This is a genomic window from Methanofollis ethanolicus, assembly GCF_001571385.1.
GTDB lineage: Archaea > Halobacteriota > Methanomicrobia > Methanomicrobiales > Methanofollaceae > Methanofollis > Methanofollis ethanolicus.
In genome coordinates this window covers 849,033-867,598 of sequence record NZ_BCNW01000001.1, presented here as the reverse complement: position 1 = coordinate 867,598, position 18,566 = coordinate 849,033, and the positions used below count along the sequence as shown (strand labels likewise).

The window sequence follows — 18,566 nt, the reverse complement described above, 5'->3', positions numbered from 1 at the left end:
CAAAAAATACGGTCAGCAGACTCCCGACCGGCGGCTCTGGAGAAATCCTGCTCTCGGGGAAAGGCGGTGGATCGGTGTCTCACGCCGGGGGCGTAGTCCCCCGGACCCTCGCTCAAGATAGATGGGGATCTGGTACTCTCCTGCCTCATGATCTCCTCTCCCCCTTCCCGGGACCAATCCCGGGTCGGGGTCCGGGGGCAATGAGAAAACCGTAGGTTTTCGAGTAGTCCCCCGACAAATGGTGTGGGGAAGGCGGTGGACACACATTTCTCCTCATCAGGATCCGGGAGACCATCGACCGGAGCATACGTGTTTCTACAAACTCTCGACCGAACAACCCTCATTCCCGGTCGTGCCGCCGCCTCACGAACCGCACGCACCCCTCGTCCCCGGCCCCGTCAGGCACGAACCCGACCTTCTCCAGCACCCGCACCGAGGCGAGGTTCGCCGGGTCGGCCTGCGCCGTCACGCACGCGACCTCGGGGTGCGCGAACGCCCACTCGACAAGGGCCGCCGCCGCCCCGGTCGCATAGCCGCGGCCCCGGAAGGCCGGGAGGACCGCGTAGCCCATCTCCGCCTCCCCGCCGGGCGACGGCCTGCCGACAAAACCGCACGACCCCGCGAGCACACCCTCCGGGGCGACGATATACCAGAGGTTCCAGCCCTCGGATCCCGGGTCGTCCGTCAGCCAGGAGAGGAACGTCGGGATGGCGTCCGCGAGGGTCTCCGGCGGCCAGGCGTCAGGGACCGCGGCGCCGAGGAGAGAGGCCAGGGCCGCAGAGTCCGCGGTCAGGTGCGCCGCCGTCGCCGGGACCAGGCGGAAGCGGGCGGTCGCCATCTCCTCAGCCATCCCAGCCCTCCACCCGCAGGCGCTCCTTCGCACGCTCCACGTAGCCCGCGTCCGAGTCGACGCAGACGAAGTCCCGGCCCGCCCGCAGGGCCGCCACGCCCGTTGTCCCCGCCCCCGCGAACGGGTCCAGGACAACATCACCCTTGAACGTGTAGAGCTGGATGCAGCGGTACGGCAGTTCCACCGGGAAGGGGGCCGGGTGGCCGACCTTTCGCGCCGACTCGGTCGGAAAGGTCCAGACGCTCTTCGTCCACTCCAGGAACTCCTCCCTCGCGATCGTGTCCTCCCGGTCGCCCTTCTTCCGGGCATACGACCCCTTCGAGTAGACCAGGATATACTCGTGGACGTCCCGGAGCGTCGGGTTCGAGGCCGACCGCCAGCTCCCCCAGGCCGTCGAGATCCCGGCCCCCGTCGCCTTGTTCCAGATCACCTCGCCGCGCATCAGGAACCCGATCTCCTCCATCACCCTGATGATCGCGCTGTGATACGGGATGTACGGTTTCCTCCCCACATTCGCCACGTTCACGCACGCCCGGCCGCCCGGCACGAGCACGCGGTAGACCTCGGCAAAGACCGCCCGCAGCAGGGCGAGGTACTCCTCCAGGTCCAGGTCGTCGTCATAGGCCTTGCCCACGTTGTAGGGCGGCGACGTCACCATCAGGTGGACGCTGGTGTCAGGGATGAGGGCGAGGTCCCTGCTGTCCCGGCAGAGGACCGCGTTCCTGACGCCCGGCGGGAGGTCGTTCTCCCCCTGTCCACCTTCCCCGCCCGCCCCGGCCGCCGCATAGATCTTGCGGCCGTAGAAGGCCCTCGCGTCGTGGCACTCCCGCTTCGAGACCCCAAAGTCGCTCGTCTCCGACTTCTTCCTCCTGATCGTGACCCGCTTCTTGCAGGCAGGGCAGGAGGTGAAGAATGTCCCCCGTCCGGTGTACTCGAACGAACGTCCGCAGGCAGGGCAGGTAAGGTGCATCACCACTCTGTTGGCGCACACCCTACATAGGGATGACGAAACAGGACGGCGGTCCGTCCATGAGAGGGCCGAATAATCCTCGTGAAAAATAAAAAGATATTTATAGCGACAATTCAACTCTATCATCGGTGGAACCATGCCCAGAGGGAAATTCGAAGTCTACCAGGAGAAGTCCGGGGAATTCAGGTTCAGGCTCAAGGCGTCAAACGGCCAGGTCATCGCCACGAGCCAGACGTACAAGTCGAAGGAGTCGTGCCTGAAAGGGATCGAGAGTGTCAGGAACAACGCCCCCAATGCCGAAGTCCTCCAGGCACACGAGTGAACCAGGCACATCATTCCAGAACTCCATCTCGCCTCTCCCGAAAAAATAATTATTTTTTCTCCTGCGATAGCAGGGTGTCCAGGATCTCCGGGCTCCGGTCCTTGAGACCGAAGCCGACAATGATTGCAATAGCGGCGCCGAGCCCGAGCCCGACGCCCCAGGCGACAGGTTCGATGAAGACGTAGATGATCGTCAGGTCGATGGCGAGCTGCGTCAGGGCGAGCATGACCACGACGAAGTAGAGGAAGACCCGCAGGCCCATGATCATGGGCCCGGCCAAGGCGACCTCTGCCGCGGAACTCATTTTTTCCAGGACGTCGGCGAAGAAGTCGACCAGGATCAGGCCGGCGATCAGGATGATCACGAACGCCGCGATGTTCGGGAGATACGCGACGATAGCGGCAATTACCCGCGAGAGAGCCTCGATCTGCAGGACGCTCGCCGCCACCATGATCGCGATCAGGTAGACGGCCCACCGCACGAGCAGGTCGAAGAGACGGACGATCTGAAGGCCGCTCTTCTCGACCGCCTCGCCGGGCCCGGTCTTCCTGAGGGCGTCGTCCACGCCGATCCGGTCCAGGAACGTCGAGACGACGGAACCGAGGAGACGTCCGACGATCCAGCCGATGATCAGGATGATCACTGCGGCGACAAGGTACGGCAGGAATGCGATCACGCTTCCGCCGACCTGGCCAATGGTGACGATAATATCAGCCATGGTGCATCTGACAACAATTATAATATTACTATATATAATATGCTGCGGGAGATGATCCTGAGCCGGATGCACAGGACGTTTTCACCCCAAAAAATGGGTGAAAAACGGTTTGTCCCCGGGAAAAGAGGGCAGAGAGATGTACCGCAGCGATACGACGAAAAAGGCGTTCGCCGGAGGGGAAGCGGCAGGTATACATAGGACCGTGCCGATGAGAAAAAATGGGGATGCACACCCGCATGCGCCTCCAGACTGTCGTACTTCTTCTCCTCCCGGCCCTGCTCGCCGCGCCGGCCCCAGCCATGGATGCCGTTCCGTCTTTTCCCCTCGTGAACCTGACGCCCTTCGGAAATGACAGCGCCTTCACCGCCACGCCGGCGGACGACCGCCCCGCGCCGACGCCGCAGGAAATCCTGCGTGTCCAGGCCGACGCCCGCGGCCACGGCGCCAAGGGTGAGGCGGCGGTGGAGACGACGTACCTCGTCCTCACCGCCGACGACCTCGCCGTCCTCCTGCTCTTTGTCGGGATCCTGGCCGTCTGTCTCGTTGCCGTGCGGCGGTTCGGGAGGTAGGGCCTGTCACCCGATCCCGATCTGGATCACGGTCGGGTACTTGCTCATCATCGCGTAGACGATCGCGTTCGAGACCCAGAGCCGCCCTTCATGGAACTCGCGCATCGCCCCGAGTTCGCCGAGCGTCTTGAGCGCGAGGAGCGCCGTCCCGTCCCGGAGATAAAAACTGTCCCTGACCTCGGGCGAGAAGGAGAAGACGATCGGGAGCCAGAGGCGGTCGTGCATCTCGGGGGGGAGACGGTCGCCGAGGGTCCGGATCACCTCGCGGTCGAAGGCGTACTCCTTCCCTCCCTTCGTCGTCGACGATGGAACTTTCTCGTCGAGCAGGCGGGCGAGGGTCTTTCTCTCGGCCACGAGGGCGTCGTTGATCCGCCCGGCCTCGATGCCCATCCACCGCCGGAGGACGGACTCGTCGTCGATGTTCGGCCGGTATGCCATCATTTCCCTGAGGGGAGAGGGGAGGGATATACCTTTGCCGTCACCTCTTGACCCACAGGTATCCCGATATCGCGAGAATTGACGCACCGATGGCAAGCCCGAAGTCCAGGATCGGGGTCGAGGCGTCGCTCTTCCAGGTGACGGCCTGCCCCAGGACGAGCACGGCCAGCGCAATGACAATGACCCCGAGGAGTTTTGTCTCCAGGTCGTCGAGGTCGCGGACCTCCACCCAGCCGGGGAGCGGGGCTTTTGCGATGAAAAGTTCATACAGGCCCAGGGAGATGATGTAGAAGACCGTGGCCACAAGGAATATGTCGATGATCTTGATGGAGACGGAGAGCAGTGCTTCCAGCGCCGCAGGCTCAAAACTGAGGGTGGTGAATGTCTCCAGGACCGTCAGGATGGTGAGGACGAACCCGAAGACAAAGAGGCTGACCGAAATCAGGGCCGACCCGATCACGGCAAGGATGAAGAGCCAGCCGCTGGAGGACGCAAGCATCTGCATGAACATACGGGATGAACCTGCACCCATCCGATCGTCGGGCGGTCCTCCTTCAGGCTCATTTTTTGCGCTCATTCCCGTCCCGCTCCGGGGGACAGTGGATGCAGGAAGATATAATGCTTCCTCCCCGGCCCCCCGGATGATACGCCGGCCGTCGTCTCGTCCCGGCGATCACCCGGCCTTCAGTCGTGCGCCATCTGGTCGACCGCGGCCGTGATCGCAAGGACGAGGGCGGCGTCGTGGCCGGGTGCGATCTCCACGCCGTAGGTGTCCCTGAGCCTGAACCATTTCTTCGAGACCTCGGCGACCCGGTCCCGCCCGGCGTCGATCCGATACTCGTGGGCCAGGATGTTTCCCTGGATGCTCCAGTCCTCGCTGTCCGGGATCTGGACAGTCCACCTGTCCCGGAGAGGGGAGATCAGGGCCTTCTTGATCGTGGCCGCCGTGCCGCCTTCACCTTTTTCGATCTCCATGGTGTCCCTGATGCGGAGCATCTTCTCCTGGATCGTGTAGAGGTCTTTGCCCTCGCTGTCCTGGATCACCAGGGTGTTCCTGATGCGGAGCGCTTTTCCGTCCACTTTATAGGCCTTCTTTCCGGCCTCGTCCTCGATCCAGTAGTCGTCACCGATGGAGACGATCTTCTCTTTCATTTTATACTGGTGTGCGCCTTCCTCGCTGCCCTTCGGGGCCGCTTCTCCTCGTCGTCTCAGCATGTACCTCGCCTCTTTTTCTCCCGGACCGCCCTCACCCCGCGTCAGACGGCGGTCCGCGACGGGGGTCACTTCCATGATATCGGTATTATACTTTTCCATGAATTTGTTGGCATTCGCCCGGCAATGGGGCTCAGGCAGCATTTTCAGCGTTCCCGCACCGCGTCCCGCACGTCAGCCCCTCGGGGAAAGGGGCCGGTCAGGCCCGCGCACTCCCTCCTGCCACTCCTATCGAGGCCGTCGGCGGCGGCGCGGGAGAAGAGGTGCACCTCTCCCGTGTCACTGCGGGGTGCAGGAAGGCACCACCCCACCCCGCCCACATTTATATAGAACCTTGAATATCTCTCACGTGCCACGCATCCGGGGACGCGATTGCCTCTGCAGGTACATGCAGGCGCTGCCTCCCGTTGCCACGATGTGCGTTCGAGGGACGCTGTCGATCCCACCGGGTCCTCCCGGATGCCGATGGTCAGGAGGACTGGTGTCCATGAACGAATTAAATTCGCAGAAGTTCTGGATCGGCGTGATAGGCGGGTTGTTGGTGGCGCTTCTCATCAATTACCTCATCACCATCGGCGGCGCCTTCTTCGGAGGGATCGTGGCAGGCTGGATCGGGCAGGGGGGCAGAAAAAACGGCGTGAAGGCAGGCGTTCTTGTCGGCATCCTGAACGCACTGGTGCTGGCGGTCGCCATCACCGTGTATGGCATGCAGGTTGCCCCGAGCGACATCGGCGTCCTCAAGTTCCTCGGGTCGACGCTCTTCGTCCTTGTCGCTCTCTTCCCGCTCTTCGGCCTCTTCGGGTATGTGGGAGGATACATCGGAGGTTCCCTGGCGAAGTGAGGCACGTGATCCGGCTCGCCTCTCCCGCCGGGACAGAGCGGCCCGGAGAGATTCCCATCAGTCTTCCCGTCGCCGTACCGGATACGGCGGCGAGAAGGGCGCCCGTCCACGCGTGAAAGAGGGTTCCGGGCCGGGCAGGAGGCAACAGGAATGGAAGCGGAGATCCTTTTCCTCACTGCGTTTACCGGGGTGCTCTTTCTCTACAGCCTGGTCTCCCGGCGGATCGAGACGACGGTCGTCACCGCGCCGATGGTCTTTCTCACCGCCGGTCTGGTCCTCGGGCCTGGTGTCCTCGATATCGCCCCCATTGCCGCCGATGCAGGCTTTGTCCTTTTTCTGGGAGAGTTTGCGCTGGTGCTCCTCCTCTTCTCCGACGCGTCGCGGATCAACATCGCGGCCCTGAGAGGGGGCGCCGACCTTCCCGCCCGCCTGCTCGTGATCGGCCTCCCCCTCACCATCATGGCCGGGACCATCGCGGCCGCCCTGCTCTTCACCGACCTCACGCTCCTTGAAGCGGCCATCCTCGGCTGCCTTCTCGCACCCACGGACGCCGCACTGGGAGAGGCGGTCGTGTCGAGCAAGCGTGTCCCCCTGCGCATCAGGCAGGCGCTCAACGTGGAGGCGGGCCTCAACGACGGGGCGGTGATCCCCGTCCTCACCGTCCTGTGGGCCGTCATGGTGGCCGAGGAGCAGATGCACACGGCAGGCTACTGGATCGCCTCCTCTGTCGTCCAGATCGTGACCGCCGTGACCGTGGGCGCCGCGATCGGGCTTGCCGGCGGATGGCTCGTGAGTCGGGCGAAGAAAAACCAGTGGATGGAGCAGACCTACGAGTGGATCGCCCTGATGGCCGTCGCCGTCCTCGCGTGGATACTCACCGACATCCTGGGAGGGTCGGGATTCATCGCCGCCTTCGTCGCCGGTCTGGCGGCTGGAGCCGTCTACCGGCAGGTCGTGGCGTCTCTCATCGAGTTCACCGTCGCCGAAGGCGAGATCCTGGGTCATATCGTCTTCTTCATCCTCGGGGCCATATCCTATCTCCTGATCGAGAATTTCAGTCTGGAAATCGTCTTCTATGCGGTGCTGAGCCTCACTCTTGTCCGCATGCTCCCGGTCGCCCTGTCCCTGATCGGGAAGGGCCTGAGCGGGAAGACGGTCCTGTTCATGGGCTGGTTCGGCCCCCGCGGCCTCGCCTCCGTCGTGCTGCTGCTCATCACCATCGAGGAGGTGGGAGATGCGCCCGGCATGCAGACCATTGTCAGCGTCGTCATCGCCACCGTCGTCCTGAGTGTCTTCGCCCACGGGATCTCGGCGAACCCGGCGATCAGGGCGTATGGCCGCCACGCGGAAACATTGCATGCACGGACACCGGAGAAAGAGACGGTCGCGGAGGTGCCGGGCCGGAGGGGCTGACGGCCCTCTCACTTCTCCTCCTCCAGTGCAAGGCTGTGCCTCCTGGCGATCACGGTCTGGAAGAGGGAGACCGTGATATGTGCGGTAACAACGGCAAGCCCGACCGGGACCATGGCCTCCGGGGCGATGCCGACTGTACCGAACGCGATCAGGACGAGGGCGACCGGGGCGGTGAGGAAGGCGCCCGGCACGGCCGCCAGCATCGCCCCGACGCAGAGCGCGATCGGGATCCCGGGGAAGAGGCTGTGGACCAGGAGCCCGGCCGTCCCGCCGACAAAGATCATGGGGAAGACCATGCCACCCAGAAAGCCGCTCGACTGGCTGAGCGCAACGGCGACCATTTTGGCGATCAGGACCGCGGCAAGGAAACCCGACCCGAGTGCGGCTGAGATCTGAAGTTCCGTGGCAAGCTGGGTGGTGCCGCCGGTCGCCGTCAGGGGCAGGGCCCACGCGATCAGGCCGACGAGTGCGCCGCCGACCGCACCGCGCACAGGAGGGCTGCGGAGATGCTCGAAGGCGACCGAGACCGCCTTGCTGATGAGGGCGAAAAGGATCAGGACGACTGCGGCCAGAACGCCGAGGAGCGCTCCGATCAGCAGGTGAATATACTGGAACTCGAAAGCCGGAAGGGGATACGAACCCAGGATGGCGCTTCCGGTCACGCCGTAGAAAATGAGAGCGCCGACTGTCGCTCCGAAAAGTTCGGGGATGAAGGCGGCCAGGTAGTTCTCCTTCGGCGTCGGCGAGAGTTCCGAGGCGAGAACCGTCGCAAAGATAGGGGCGGCAAAGGCGCTTCCGAGGCCGCCCGCCATACCGGTCAGCGTGTACTCGTGTTTCGCTTCGTCGTCCTCGATGCCCAGGCGGGTCACGAGCCATGACCCGAAAGCGCCCCCCATGACGACGAGGGCAAAGGAGGGGCCGAGACTTGCGCCGAAAATGAGGGAGACCACCGATATCGCAACCCAGGACGGTGCGGTCTTCGTATCGATCCAGGCCTGCCTGGCGATCGCGATCGCTCCGGGGACTGTCGGGGAAACCGTCCAGGTCGTGCGGAGCACGGCGACCGCAAGCCCACCGAGGGCGGTGAGGGGCACCCACCACCATGCACCTGTCCACCAGCCGGTGCCGGCATCGCCGAAGAAAAAGCCGGTTCCCGTATCGACGACCCCCATGAAGAGGAGGGCCCACAGACCGCCTGCCGCACCGAGGGCGAGCGCGAAGACGAGAAGTTTCCGGTACCAGGAATGTTCAAGGGGCAGCATATCGGCTCCTGTCCTCCCGCAGGCACCCTGCCCGGGTGCCTGCGATGAGCACGATATCCGGAAGGGGATATAAAGGTGCGTGGTGTTCACAGATGCCACGGGAAATTGCAATCCTGACCGCCGCAACCGTTCAAAAAGTCGGGAATCCGCCCTCGTCTCTCTCCCGGAGCGCCGATTTTTCGCTCTGGAAAATCGCCGGAGACACAAAAAAAGGGGTGGGTGTGTCTATCTCCTCGTCCGGAGGACGACCGCGACGATGAGGAGGACGGCCGCCCCGCAGAGGATGAGGATCATGGTGGGGAAGGGCTGCGGTGTCTCCGCCGGGGGCGATGCCGGTGTTTCAGTCACCGGCGGGAGGGGTTCTGTCGTCCCGGCCTGTGCACCGGCGTCCGGCGCTTTGACCGCGACGGGCGAGGGGTCTCCGCCGATCGCAAAGAGGGAGAAGCCCGGACTCTGTGCCGAGAAGTGCCAGGAGGTCGCGTCCTCGTCCGTGACTTCGGTGGGGAGGGCCTGCCAGGCGCCGTCGTGGTAGCGGTACAGCACCACGTCCGCGGGGTCGATGCCGTTCTCCTCCAGCCACGCCTTCGGGATGCTGAAGAGGATGAGGGCGCCCTCGACCGCATCGTCGGTCGTGTGGTAGAGCGTCACTTCGTCGTACTCAAAGATCGTGCCGGTCGGAGCGTTGACGCCGGAGGGGAGGCCGCTCCGCCCGATGGTGACCAGAAGGTCCTGGATCGTCTCGCCGGCCGCCACCCTGATCTCGTAGATGGCCGGGCCCTGGAATGCCAGGATGCCGCTGCCACCGGAGAGGATCAGTCCTGCCGACGCGGCGGAGAGGTCGGAGTGGCCGCCGCCGGAACCGGAGGAGGGGGAAGAGACGGGCTGGAGGGCGAAGGAGACAGGCACCGTCTCGCCCGGAACGACCGTCACCGTCCGGGTTGCAGGGGTCACGTAGCCGTCGAGGGTGACGGTGACCGTGTGGTCGCCGACCGGGAGGTAGAGGGAGGCGTCGGTGGTGCGGTTGACCGCCACGCCGTCCAGGTGGACGGACGCCCCGGCAGGTGTCGAGGCGATCGCCACAGTCCCGCCGTACACCAGCGGGAGGTAGTCGGTGCCGAATTCCTCGCCGCCGTTCATGGCGATGGTCAGCGGTTCGTCGCAGATGCCGTCGAAGTCCGCGTCAGCACACCACTCAGAGATGTTCTGTGTGGGGTCATTCAGCCAGAGGTTGCCGCCGAGGTACGGCCCGACGGCGATGTTCGTGCCCGGTGTGCGGGTGGTGTTCAGGACGGCGGAGAAATGTTCTATGATGTCGCTTTTTGCAAGGGTAGGCCCTTCAAAGCCACCTTCGGCATAGATGTTGGTGGGGTTGTCGAAGCGGCAGTTGGTGATGGTGGTGTCTTCGCAATACATGAAATAGACCGCACCGCCGGAACTCTCTACATCTTCTTCAGAGGACTTCAGACCCCGCATCTCGAGGTCGTGGTCGGTCACGGTGTTGTCGATGAACGTGGTGCCGGTGATGGTGGTGTCCCCGCACCCCCCGAACGCCGCCCCGCCGCCGTAGGTCGCGTCGTTTTCAGTGAAAGCGGTGCCGGTGATGGTGGTGTCCCCGCACCCCCAGAACGCTGCCCCGCCACCGCAGTAGGTCGCGGTGTTGCCGGTGAAGGTGGCGTCGGTGAGCGTGGCGTTCGCACAGTCCTCAAAGTATGCCCCGCCGCCGTAGATCGCGGTGTTGCCGGTGAAGGTGGCGTCGGTGAGCGTGGCGTTCGCACTGTCCTCAAAGTATGCCCCGCCGCCGTAGATCGCGGTGTTGCCGGTGAAGATGGCGTCGGCGAGCGTGGGTTCCTCGCACCACCCGAAGTACGTCCCGCCGCCGTAGTAGGTCGCGGTGTTGCCGAGGAACGTGGTGCCGGTGAGCGCGGCATTCGCACAGTCCTCAAAGTATGCCCCGCCGCCGGAGTTCGCCGCGGTGTTGTTGGTGAAGGCGGTGTCGGTGAGCACGGCGTCAGACGTGTCATAGAAGTATGCACCGCCGCCGCAGTAGGAGATCTCTGGCCCGCTGCTGGCGGCCTTCGGCTCGATATCCGGCCCGCTGCCGGAAAATTCTGCCCTGTTATTTTCAAAGGTTGCGCGGGTGAGCGTGGCATTATCGCACCACCCGAACGCTGCCCCGCCGCCGGAGTTCGCCGCGGTGTTGTTGGTGAAGGTGGCGTCGGTGAGCACGGTGTCAGACGTGGTATAGAAGTTTGCCCCGCCGCCGGAGTTTGCCGCGGTGTTGTTGGTGAAGGTGATGCCGGTGAGCACGGTGTCAGATGTGGTATAGAAATCTGCCCCGCCGCCGTAGGTCGCCGCGGTGTTGTTGGTGAAGGTGACGCCGGAAAGGGTGATCCCGGAGGAATCCCAGAAATCTGCCCCGCCGCCGCAATCCTCTGCTTCGTTGTCGGTGAAGGTGACGCCGGTGAGCGCGGCATTGGTGCACCCGAGGAAGTATGCCCCGCCGCCGTAGGTCGCGGTGTTGTCGGTGAACTCTGTCCTCTCGACCTGGAGGTCGTCAACGTACTCGGCAGAGAGCGCACCGCCGGCTGCACCACCGTTCGCCGCGTTCCCGGTGAAGGTGCAGTCGGTGACGGTGAGGCCCCGGATGTGGACTTCATCACTCCCGACGGCATGGATCCCGGCGCCGTTGCCGTTCAACCGGTTGCCCGAGAGGGTGAGGCCGCGGAAGGTGGCGTTGTCCGCGGTGACGGTGAAGGCCGGTGCCGCGGGGCCGGGGGACATCGGTGCGACCGCCGAGGGGCCGACTGCCGAGGTGGTGGTGATGAGGGGTTGCGCGGGCGACCCCTCCCACTGTTTGACTGTCACGTCGGGGACGCCGATGACGATCCCGCCCTCGTAAATGCGGTCCTCTGCACTCTCCGCCATGCCCCAGATGCGGACGGTGTCGCCGTCTCCGATCTCAGGGACATCCAGGAGACTGGTGTAGTTGCCGGCCCCCGCGATCTTCGAGACATTCCAGATGTGGGGGTGGACGATCCCGGCCCTGGCGGCCCTCACGAGGGGACGTATCTCCTCCGCGACGACCTCGACCGCAGTGGTGTTTGCAAGGGAGAGGGTGGTGTTGGTTGCGGTGAGGGCGACGGTGTAGGTGCCCGACGTGAGGAATGTGTGAGTAAGGTCAGGGCCGTCTGCGTCCGCCGCGACGCCGTCGATTGTCCACTCCCAGATGTCGACCGCGACGCCCGTCGCCGTGCCGGTGAAATGCACGGTGAGCGGCACCGTGCCGTCAGGCGGGTCGGCGGCGATCGAGAGGACGAGCGCCGCATCCGGCGGCGTCTCCGTTTCCATCGGGGATGTGGCGTTCGTGACCGTTTCAACGTGCGCCAGTGTTTCAGGCGGGACCGTGGACCCGTCCTCGCCGGCGGCAGGGCCGACGATACAGGCCAGGGCCACCAGCAGGACGACAAAAAAAGGTATTTCTTTCGGGGATTGGGGGATTTTTCTCATTTCAAGCCTCCTCATAAACTGGACGTCAGCTTCCCCGGATGCAAAATGAGATCACGCCTCACGGGGGGCCGAGACGCTCGCAATTCCATTTTGTTACATATATATGTTGGTATTTTGACCGGAAGATTCTAATAATGACCTTATTGAACATATATTTTTCATTTAAACGCTATGGACATTGGAGATGCAGTACGGAATATAGCACGGGTTTTTTCGGGGAGGCAAAACGAGAGAGGGGGACGTCGCGAGTGTCCCGGAGAGACCTCTCCCGCACCGGGGCCCCATCTCTCCCGTACTTTTTCGGCGGGGGTTTTCGCGGCCCCACCGGGATGGCGCACGGCTCAGAGCAGTGCCCACCTTCCGGGGTTTCTGTTTCGCACCCCGCGAGAACGGGTTATATAGACAGGCTCCGTATTTCCCTCCATGTCCCCGCAGGTGATCATCCACACCACGGTCAGCCTCGACAACGCGATCACGGGCTATGATATCGATATCGGTCTGCACTACGAACTCCTCCTCTCCTTCGGGCCTGAGGCGCTTCTCGTCGGTTCGACGACGGCGCGGACGGGCATCGAGACGTTTCTGGACATCGAGCAGCCGGAGGGCCCCGCGGACCTCCAGAGGCCTGCGGTCAGTCCCGACGACCCGCGGCCGATCGGGGTCTTCGTCGACAGCAGGGGAGTGCTGAAGGGCCTGCTCCACGTCTACCGGCAGATGGAGCATATCAAGGACGTCGTCGTCCTCGTCTCCGCCGCAACGCCGGAGGACTACATCGCGTACCTGCGGGAGAGGGAGTACCCGTTCATCAGGTGCGGGACGGAGCGGGTCGACCTCAAAGCAGCGCTGCACGAACTCGAAGCGCGTTTCGGGATCTCCTGCGTCGTCACCGACAGCGGCGGCGGCCTCTCCGGCGCCCTGATCGCGGCGGGGGTCGCCGACGAGGTCAGCCTTGTCGTCACCCCGGTGATCGCAGGGGCGGGGTGCACGAAACTGTTCAGGGGGGTGGACGCACCCGTCGACCTGGAGTTGATCGGGTCGAAGGAGGCGGGGAAGGGCAGAGTGCACCTGAGGTACGCGGTGAAGAAAAAAGAGTGAGGGGGTGCCTGCCGTTACCGGGCCAGTTTATCCCGAAGGAACAGGCTCAGTCTTTCGATATCGGCGGAGTCCGCCTCGACTTCGTCCCCCCGGAGCCCCGCGAGGGCGAGGGACGGGTCCACCGGTATCACCGCGGCGATGGCGTGCCTGCCGCCGAGGGCGTCGCGCATGAAGTCTTCGCTGGACCCGTCAACCTTGTTCAGGACGAAAAATACCGGTTTGTCGATGCTTGTGCTCAGTTCTGCAACTTTTTCGGCCAGTTTGAGGGATTCGTAGGAGGGATCGATCACCATGAGGACCGCGTCCGCATTCTCCTCGATGCCCCTCCCGAAGTGTTCGATACCGGCCTCGGTATCGGTGATGACCACTTCGCCCGGCGTCACCTTCAGGTTCCCGAGGAACTGTTTTGCCATCATCCCCATCGCACATGCACAGCCCTCGCCCGCCTCGTGGATCTTCCCGATGGCGACGAGTTTCACGCCGTCATTTCCCGAGAGGTACGCGGGGGGAATATCGGCAAAACCCCATTCTTTATCGAAAAAGGAGACCGAATCATAGTTCGGGGCTGCCTGAAAAATTTTCTCCACCACGGTCTGCTTACCGCCATAATACCCCATGAAGTCGGGGGGAAGATCGACCCCCAGCTGCCGGTGGAGGCCGAAGTTCGACTCGTCGGTGTCGACGACAAGGACGGAAAAGCCGTTCTTTACAAAGTTTTTTGCAAGGAGGGACGAGATGGTGCTCTTCCCGCTCCCCCCTTTTCCACATATGACAATCTTCATGGTCTGCTCCGATAATACAATAAATGAGATAGGTAACACCAGATAATAAAGTGTCGAAAATATTCACGCCGTCGCCGAACGAACGCGGGCGTCGGGCGGCGTGGAAAACAAAGAATCTCCGACACCTCCTCGGGGATATCGGGGAGAGATGTCATCTCCCGCGTACGCTTCGCGAAAAACCCTGACGGAGAACGCGCGATTGCATCGAGAGGTCGGACCGCCGGACAGAGATGATCGGCGAGTGAAAGGGTGCAGAGAGCGAAGAGAATGAAAACCGATTGCGGACCCTGCGGGAAGATCGCTTTTTTTTGAAAAAGACCCGGACAAAAGAAACAGAGCCGCCGGAGGGAATTGAACCCTCGACCTGCTGATTACGAATCAGCCGCTATACCGCTAAGCCACGGCGGCAGGTACTCTATCATATTGACCCCGCGGAATTATAAAGATACTCATCGGTGGGGGCCCGGACCCCCGCCTCTCCGGGAGAGGGCGAGGAAGAGCGCGGCAAGGAGGAGGCCGAGGGGCGCTTCCCACGATGTCGCCCGTCAGCGCCGGGTCAGCACGAGATAGACGGCCACGAGAGCGATGATGATCGCCAGGGAAAAACCGGATAAGGTCACTGCGGAGATCGCATCGTACAGGACCGGACTTTCAGGGCGCTCCGAGGAGAGCAGGACCAGACCCGCCCCGAGGACGAAACCCGCCCCGACCATGCCGACGAGGAGGATGTTCGCGGCGTACCTGACCGAGGCGGCGAGGTCTGCAAGGTCGGCGCTCACGATGCCGATGGAGACGCCGCCGGTCGAGAGTTTCCTGAGCGTCGTGTTCGCCGTCTGCGGGAGTTCGACCGCGTCCCTGATCTGCCGGTGTGCCGACGCCACCATGTGCTCCAGTCTCTCGGCCGAGAAGACCTGGCGCATGCGGATCTTCCTGACCGTCGGTCCTGCCCGCGCCGGGAAATTGAAGGATGGGTCCAGGTTCAGGCAGATCGAGGTGAGGAAGAGGAGGACCTTGATCACCTGCATCAGCGAGAGAGGGACACGGAGGTGGTAGCGCCGGAGGGTCTCCGGGATCTCCTCCATCACTCCCCTGATGTCGACCTGGCCGATCTCGTACGACCCCAGGCCCCGGAGAGTGGCATAGGTATCGTCCTTGAAAAGGTCGATCGTCCCGTCCCGGGGAGCGATCCCGAGGTCGCGGTAGGCCTCGACGACGGCGTCCGTGTCCTCGTCGACGACGCCGTAGACGAGGCGGATGAAGGCGTCCCGGCGTTCGGGACGGAGTATCCCGACGGTCCCGAAGTCGACGAAGGCAAGAGACCCGGCCCCGGTCACCAGGAGGTTGCCTGGGTGGGGGTCGGCGTGGAAGAAACCGTCCTCGAAGACCTGCTTCAGGTACACGGCGAGCAGGATGTCGGCGATCCGTCCCGGAGAGACCCCGAGCGCCCTGATCCCGTCGAGGTCGTCGATCCGTACCCCGTCGATGAAGGTCATGGTCAGCAGGCGGGGCCCCGAGTACGCCCAGACGATCGCGGGGACGACGACGCGGGGAAAGTCCTCCAGGTTGCGGGCCAGGGCCGCGGCGTTCTTCCCCTCCTGCACGAAGTCGAGTTCCCGCCTGATCTGGAGGGCGAACTCCTGCACGAGGCCTGTCGGGTTGTAGACGGCAAGGTCGGGGCGGTGGCGCTCGACACGCCGCGCAAGGGAAGCGAGGATCTCCAGGTCGTCCTCGATCACCTTCCTGATGCCCGGGCGCTGCACCTTGACGGCGACGACCGTCCCGTCCATCAGGACGGCGCGGTGGACCTGGGCGAGGGACGCCGCAGCAACGGGCTTTTCATCGAAGGAGGCGAAGGCCTCGGGGATCGGGCCGCACTCCTCCTCGACGATCGGCCGGATCACCGCGAAGGGGAGGGGGGCCACGGTGTCGGTCAGCATCTCCAGTTCCCTGACAAGGCCCCGCGGCAGCACCTCGCGGCGGGTGCTCAGGATCTGCCCGAACTTGATGAAGGTGGGGCCGAGTTCCTCGATTGCCAGGCGGACCCGGCGGTACACCGGGTCGGGGGCGGTCTCCCCCGGCCCTTTCCCGATGCCGGGCCCTGCCCGAGGGGGGAAGACGCCCTCGGCGACGGCGCCCAGCCCGTACTTCGCCAGGACACCGACAATCTGCCGGTACCTGCCCAGTTGCCGGATCATGGCCCCGACGGAATGGGAGTACGACCAGATATATAAAACAGGCACTGGAGGTGCCGGAAAAAAGAGCGACGGGAGGGGGCGACCGGGCCTACGAATAACCCCGCATGGTCACGTTCATGTCTCCCGTCTTCTCCGCGGGGGGCTGGATCGTCCCGAACTTCTCCTCGTAGTCCTTCATGCTCCTGCTAAGGACGCCGAGGAGGTTCTTCGCATGTTTCGGGGTGATGGAGACGATCGCCTTCGCCCGCGCCTGGTTCGTGCCGGGTATTTCGTGGAGGAAGATGAAGGTGAACTCGTCCTCCTTGTAGGCGACCTGGATGCGGTTCGCATAGACCGGGTCGAGGGTCTGGGGGAGATTGACCGCAATCTCGTTCTGAGCCATAGCATAAGATATAAGCAGGTACCCATTAAGGGTTTGCGCGATGGACACACCTGAGAGGGACCGCGGGAAGGTCGGGATCGGGTCGGTCGCCACAGCCCACTTCTGCCCCCTCCGCCTCTACCTGGACAGGCAGGAGGAGAGGGAGGAGCCGCCGCGGTACGCCGTCTGCAAGCAGGTCTCGTACCACCTGGGCGCCCCCTTCGACCAGGCCGCGGTCTGGGAGGAGGTGCTCGCCGTCCTCCCTCACGCGGGCGAGGAGGAGCACCTCCTCTTCGCGCAGTGCATGGAGAACTGCCGGGACAGAGAGTGGATCCTCTTCTCCGACTTCGACGTCCCTGTCTCGTCTGAAAGTCTCGGCGTGAGGGGCGTCGCGGACAAGGTGGACCCGGCCCTGCCGGGTTTCGCGATCACGCGGGCCGGCGAGGCCCCGAAGGCGGGCGTCCACGCGGCCGACCGCCTCCGTGTCGCCTGCTACACCGCGTGCGTGCAGGACTCGCTCGGACTCGAGGTGGAAGGAGGATGGGTGGAGTACGTCCCCTCGGGGGTGATCCGCTTCTGCACGCCGGGCCCGCGGGATCGGCGGGCGATGGTCAGGGCGATCGCCGCCGCCAGAATCGTGGACGAGGGGAGGATACCGCGAAAGCCCCTCAACCCGCCGTGCACCCGGTGCCCGCACCAGGAGAGGTGCGCACCGGGGCCGCGGAGGCTTTCGGAGTTGCTGTGAATCCCCCCGTCACCAGCCGCACTTTTCGGCATCAGGATCGCATCTGCTCGACCCGGCCCGGACTTTTTTGCCGACAGCAAAAAATGCGAAGGCTGCAGCGATCCCGATGCCATAGATACCATCGAAGAGGAACACCGCAGCGTACGTCCCGCCCACGTCGATGAGGGGCTGCACCGCGAAAGCCGAGGCAAACTGCCCCAGGTATAAAAACATCGAATACACGCCGAATAAGGTACCGTACCTGTGCGAGGGGGCCACCGAACTGAGCCAGATCACGAGGGTCGTGATGACAAGGCCCTGGCCGATCCCGATAACGACAAGGCCGCAGACGACAGGAGCGAGATTTGAAACCAGGCCTATGACGAAAAATCCGAAAGCCATGATCAAAAAGCCGGCCGAGAGGATCGTCTGCCTGCTGAGGCGGGAGTACAGCCGACTGCAGGCGAGAGAACTGAAAACGCTGACGAAGCCGGGAATGCCGATCAGGGCTCCGCTGAGGACCGTCGAGGTGATGCTTCCCGCCTGAAGGAGATAGGGGAGTTTTGTCGGGATCGTGTAGAACATGAGCATAAGACTGAAGATGGCGATGTAAATGACGGCGAGCGTCCCGAGAGGGAGGCGCAATGCCTGATCGTTTGCACCGGAACCTCCGGTCTTTCTCGAACCCCTCCCTTCCAATTTCGGCTCTTCCATCGTCAGAAAAACGCCGGGGACGAAGAGCAGCGCGATGAGATAGACCAGGAACGTCTCCCTCCATCCGAAGGAGGCAAGAAAACCGCCCGAGAGTCCGAGGACAAGCGCTCCGAGACCCATCGCCGCCGACTGGTACCCGATCGCCCTGCTCCTCTCGAAACCTGAATAATATTCTGATATCAGGGCGGTCGTCGTCGTCATGATCCCGGCGATCGCAATGCCGAGCAGGGCCCTGCCGACAAGGATCATCTCAAGCGAACCGAGATAGGCACCTGAAGACCCGAGGAGGGCAAATAACACAAGGAAGAGCATCAGGAGTCTGACCTTTCCCATACGGTCGCAGATCATCCCGACAAGCCATCCGGTCAGGACGATTGTGAGAGACGTGAGGGTGACGATCATGGCGATGGATGTTTCCGGATAGCCGGCGAAATAGGCGCTTATGCTCGGAAGTGCGGGTGCAACGGCCGCACCTCCCATCAGCGTCATCATCGACGACAGAATAAGAAAAACGAGTTTTCCTTTCCCTGATGTATGCTTTTTCTGCTCATCTTTGAAAGAATTCAGGAAAGTCATCATAGTACTCCGATCAT

At 63.4% G+C, this 18,566-nt stretch carries 18 protein-coding genes and 1 tRNA gene; 6 read left to right on the top strand and 13 right to left on the bottom strand.

Annotated elements, in window-relative coordinates:
* Positions 1 to 340 precede the first annotated feature (340 nt).
* Positions 341 to 850: a GNAT family N-acetyltransferase gene (locus tag MEFOE_RS04345; protein ID WP_067048825.1), complete on the bottom strand. Its 510-nt coding sequence runs from the start codon at positions 848 to 850 to the stop codon at positions 341 to 343.
* Entirely contained in the window at positions 843 to 1,820 is a 978-nt protein-coding gene (locus MEFOE_RS04340) for a DNA-methyltransferase (RefSeq protein ID WP_083523332.1), read from the bottom strand. The genes MEFOE_RS04345 and MEFOE_RS04340 overlap by 8 nt, the downstream gene beginning before the upstream one ends.
* 136 nt (positions 1,821 to 1,956) lie before the next feature.
* Between MEFOE_RS04340 and MEFOE_RS04335 the strand changes: the two genes are divergently transcribed.
* Positions 1,957 to 2,142: a YegP family protein gene (locus MEFOE_RS04335; protein WP_067048822.1), complete on the top strand. Its 186-nt coding sequence runs from the start codon at positions 1,957 to 1,959 to the stop codon at positions 2,140 to 2,142.
* Between the two features lie 49 nt (positions 2,143 to 2,191).
* Here MEFOE_RS04335 and MEFOE_RS04330 read toward each other — a convergent pair whose 3' ends face one another.
* Positions 2,192 to 2,860: a mechanosensitive ion channel family protein gene (locus MEFOE_RS04330; RefSeq protein ID WP_067048819.1), complete on the bottom strand. Its 669-nt coding sequence runs from the start codon at positions 2,858 to 2,860 to the stop codon at positions 2,192 to 2,194.
* Between the two features lie 224 nt (positions 2,861 to 3,084).
* On the opposite strand from MEFOE_RS04330, the gene MEFOE_RS04325 reads away from it, so the two are divergent.
* The gene (locus MEFOE_RS04325; protein ID WP_153015869.1) at positions 3,085 to 3,429 is read left to right on the top strand and encodes a hypothetical protein; all 345 of its coding nucleotides are present in this window, start codon (positions 3,085 to 3,087) and stop codon (positions 3,427 to 3,429) included.
* A 6-nt stretch (positions 3,430 to 3,435) separates the two neighbouring features.
* Here MEFOE_RS04325 and MEFOE_RS04320 read toward each other — a convergent pair whose 3' ends face one another.
* The 3 genes from MEFOE_RS04320 to MEFOE_RS04310 all read right to left on the bottom strand — a co-directional run bounded on the left by MEFOE_RS04320 (position 3,436) and on the right by MEFOE_RS04310 (position 5,181).
* Positions 3,436 to 3,870 (bottom strand): DUF61 family protein, encoded by a 435-nt coding sequence (locus tag MEFOE_RS04320; RefSeq protein ID WP_235809557.1) that lies wholly within the window; start codon positions 3,868 to 3,870, stop codon positions 3,436 to 3,438.
* A 37-nt stretch (positions 3,871 to 3,907) separates the two neighbouring features.
* Positions 3,908 to 4,444 carry a YqhA family protein gene (locus MEFOE_RS04315; protein ID WP_083523331.1) on the bottom strand — a complete coding sequence of 179 codons (537 nt, stop codon included), beginning with the start codon at positions 4,442 to 4,444 and terminating at the stop codon, positions 3,908 to 3,910.
* Positions 4,445 to 4,551: 107 nt separating this feature from the next.
* Positions 4,552 to 5,181: an LURP-one-related/scramblase family protein gene (locus tag MEFOE_RS04310; protein ID WP_235809556.1), complete on the bottom strand. Its 630-nt coding sequence runs from the start codon at positions 5,179 to 5,181 to the stop codon at positions 4,552 to 4,554.
* Positions 5,182 to 5,566: 385 nt separating this feature from the next.
* Between MEFOE_RS04310 and MEFOE_RS04305 the strand changes: the two genes are divergently transcribed.
* Both MEFOE_RS04305 and MEFOE_RS04300 read left to right on the top strand, forming a co-directional pair.
* Positions 5,567 to 5,920 (top strand): DUF5518 domain-containing protein, encoded by a 354-nt coding sequence (locus MEFOE_RS04305; protein ID WP_153015868.1) that lies wholly within the window; start codon positions 5,567 to 5,569, stop codon positions 5,918 to 5,920.
* A gap of 150 nt (positions 5,921 to 6,070) precedes the next feature.
* Positions 6,071 to 7,333, top strand: coding sequence for a cation:proton antiporter (locus MEFOE_RS04300; protein ID WP_067048808.1), 1,263 nt, complete (start codon positions 6,071 to 6,073; stop codon positions 7,331 to 7,333).
* Between the two features lie 8 nt (positions 7,334 to 7,341).
* Here MEFOE_RS04300 and MEFOE_RS04295 read toward each other — a convergent pair whose 3' ends face one another.
* Both MEFOE_RS04295 and MEFOE_RS04290 read right to left on the bottom strand, forming a co-directional pair.
* The gene (locus MEFOE_RS04295; protein ID WP_153015867.1) at positions 7,342 to 8,595 is read right to left on the bottom strand and encodes a chloride channel protein; all 1,254 of its coding nucleotides are present in this window, start codon (positions 8,593 to 8,595) and stop codon (positions 7,342 to 7,344) included.
* A gap of 225 nt (positions 8,596 to 8,820) precedes the next feature.
* Complete coding sequence (locus tag MEFOE_RS04290) at positions 8,821 to 12,102, bottom strand: right-handed parallel beta-helix repeat-containing protein (RefSeq protein ID WP_067048802.1); 3,282 nt, start codon at positions 12,100 to 12,102, stop codon at positions 8,821 to 8,823.
* A 423-nt stretch (positions 12,103 to 12,525) separates the two neighbouring features.
* On the opposite strand from MEFOE_RS04290, the gene MEFOE_RS04285 reads away from it, so the two are divergent.
* Positions 12,526 to 13,197, top strand: coding sequence for a dihydrofolate reductase family protein (locus MEFOE_RS04285; RefSeq protein ID WP_067048799.1), 672 nt, complete (start codon positions 12,526 to 12,528; stop codon positions 13,195 to 13,197).
* A 14-nt stretch (positions 13,198 to 13,211) separates the two neighbouring features.
* On the opposite strand, the gene MEFOE_RS04280 is transcribed toward MEFOE_RS04285, so the two are convergent.
* The 4 genes from MEFOE_RS04280 to MEFOE_RS04265 form a co-directional block, all read right to left on the bottom strand.
* Entirely contained in the window at positions 13,212 to 13,979 is a 768-nt protein-coding gene (locus MEFOE_RS04280) for an ATP-binding protein (RefSeq protein ID WP_067048797.1), read from the bottom strand.
* A 336-nt stretch (positions 13,980 to 14,315) separates the two neighbouring features.
* Positions 14,316 to 14,387, bottom strand: a tRNA-Thr gene (locus MEFOE_RS04275).
* A 137-nt stretch (positions 14,388 to 14,524) separates the two neighbouring features.
* A complete protein-coding gene (locus MEFOE_RS04270; protein ID WP_067048794.1) occupies positions 14,525 to 16,174 on the bottom strand; it encodes an ABC1 kinase family protein in 1,650 nt (549 codons plus the stop codon).
* Positions 16,175 to 16,262: 88 nt separating this feature from the next.
* Positions 16,263 to 16,556 carry a DUF3467 domain-containing protein gene (locus MEFOE_RS04265; protein ID WP_067048792.1) on the bottom strand — a complete coding sequence of 98 codons (294 nt, stop codon included), beginning with the start codon at positions 16,554 to 16,556 and terminating at the stop codon, positions 16,263 to 16,265.
* A 40-nt stretch (positions 16,557 to 16,596) separates the two neighbouring features.
* On the opposite strand from MEFOE_RS04265, the gene MEFOE_RS04260 reads away from it, so the two are divergent.
* Positions 16,597 to 17,280, top strand: coding sequence for a CRISPR-associated protein Cas4 (locus MEFOE_RS04260; protein ID WP_067048789.1), 684 nt, complete (start codon positions 16,597 to 16,599; stop codon positions 17,278 to 17,280).
* A 9-nt stretch (positions 17,281 to 17,289) separates the two neighbouring features.
* Here the strand turns inward: MEFOE_RS04260 and MEFOE_RS04255 are convergent, their stop codons facing one another.
* On the bottom strand, positions 17,290 to 18,549 hold the full coding sequence (locus MEFOE_RS04255) for an MFS transporter (RefSeq protein ID WP_268872610.1): 1,260 nt from the start codon (positions 18,547 to 18,549) through the stop codon (positions 17,290 to 17,292).
* Positions 18,550 to 18,566 lie beyond the last annotated feature (17 nt).

Excerpts from the sequence above, each read along its gene's own strand:
- MEFOE_RS04265 (WP_067048792.1), bottom strand. The coding sequence starts at position 16,556 with ATGGCTCAGAACGAGATTGCGGTCAATCTCCCCCAGACCCTCGACCCG.
- MEFOE_RS04315 (WP_083523331.1), bottom strand. The coding sequence starts at position 4,444 with ATGAGCGCAAAAAATGAGCCTGAAGGAGGACCGCCCGACGATCGGATG.
- MEFOE_RS04280 (WP_067048797.1), bottom strand. The coding sequence starts at position 13,979 with ATGAAGATTGTCATATGTGGAAAAGGGGGGAGCGGGAAGAGCACCATC.
- MEFOE_RS04305 (WP_153015868.1), top strand. The coding sequence starts at position 5,567 with ATGAACGAATTAAATTCGCAGAAGTTCTGGATCGGCGTGATAGGCGGG.
- MEFOE_RS04335 (WP_067048822.1), top strand. The coding sequence starts at position 1,957 with ATGCCCAGAGGGAAATTCGAAGTCTACCAGGAGAAGTCCGGGGAATTC.
- MEFOE_RS04325 (WP_153015869.1), top strand. The coding sequence starts at position 3,085 with ATGCACACCCGCATGCGCCTCCAGACTGTCGTACTTCTTCTCCTCCCG.
- MEFOE_RS04310 (WP_235809556.1), bottom strand. The coding sequence starts at position 5,181 with ATGGAAAAGTATAATACCGATATCATGGAAGTGACCCCCGTCGCGGAC.
- MEFOE_RS04320 (WP_235809557.1), bottom strand. The coding sequence starts at position 3,870 with ATGATGGCATACCGGCCGAACATCGACGACGAGTCCGTCCTCCGGCGG.
- MEFOE_RS04260 (WP_067048789.1), top strand. The coding sequence starts at position 16,597 with ATGGACACACCTGAGAGGGACCGCGGGAAGGTCGGGATCGGGTCGGTC.
- MEFOE_RS04270 (WP_067048794.1), bottom strand. The coding sequence starts at position 16,174 with ATGATCCGGCAACTGGGCAGGTACCGGCAGATTGTCGGTGTCCTGGCG.
- MEFOE_RS04330 (WP_067048819.1), bottom strand. The coding sequence starts at position 2,860 with ATGGCTGATATTATCGTCACCATTGGCCAGGTCGGCGGAAGCGTGATC.
- MEFOE_RS04255 (WP_268872610.1), bottom strand. The coding sequence starts at position 18,549 with ATGACTTTCCTGAATTCTTTCAAAGATGAGCAGAAAAAGCATACATCA.
- MEFOE_RS04285 (WP_067048799.1), top strand. The coding sequence starts at position 12,526 with ATGTCCCCGCAGGTGATCATCCACACCACGGTCAGCCTCGACAACGCG.
- MEFOE_RS04295 (WP_153015867.1), bottom strand. The coding sequence starts at position 8,595 with ATGCTGCCCCTTGAACATTCCTGGTACCGGAAACTTCTCGTCTTCGCG.
- MEFOE_RS04300 (WP_067048808.1), top strand. The coding sequence starts at position 6,071 with ATGGAAGCGGAGATCCTTTTCCTCACTGCGTTTACCGGGGTGCTCTTT.
- MEFOE_RS04290 (WP_067048802.1), bottom strand. The coding sequence starts at position 12,102 with ATGAGAAAAATCCCCCAATCCCCGAAAGAAATACCTTTTTTTGTCGTC.
- MEFOE_RS04340 (WP_083523332.1), bottom strand. The coding sequence starts at position 1,820 with ATGCACCTTACCTGCCCTGCCTGCGGACGTTCGTTCGAGTACACCGGA.
- MEFOE_RS04345 (WP_067048825.1), bottom strand. The coding sequence starts at position 850 with ATGGCTGAGGAGATGGCGACCGCCCGCTTCCGCCTGGTCCCGGCGACG.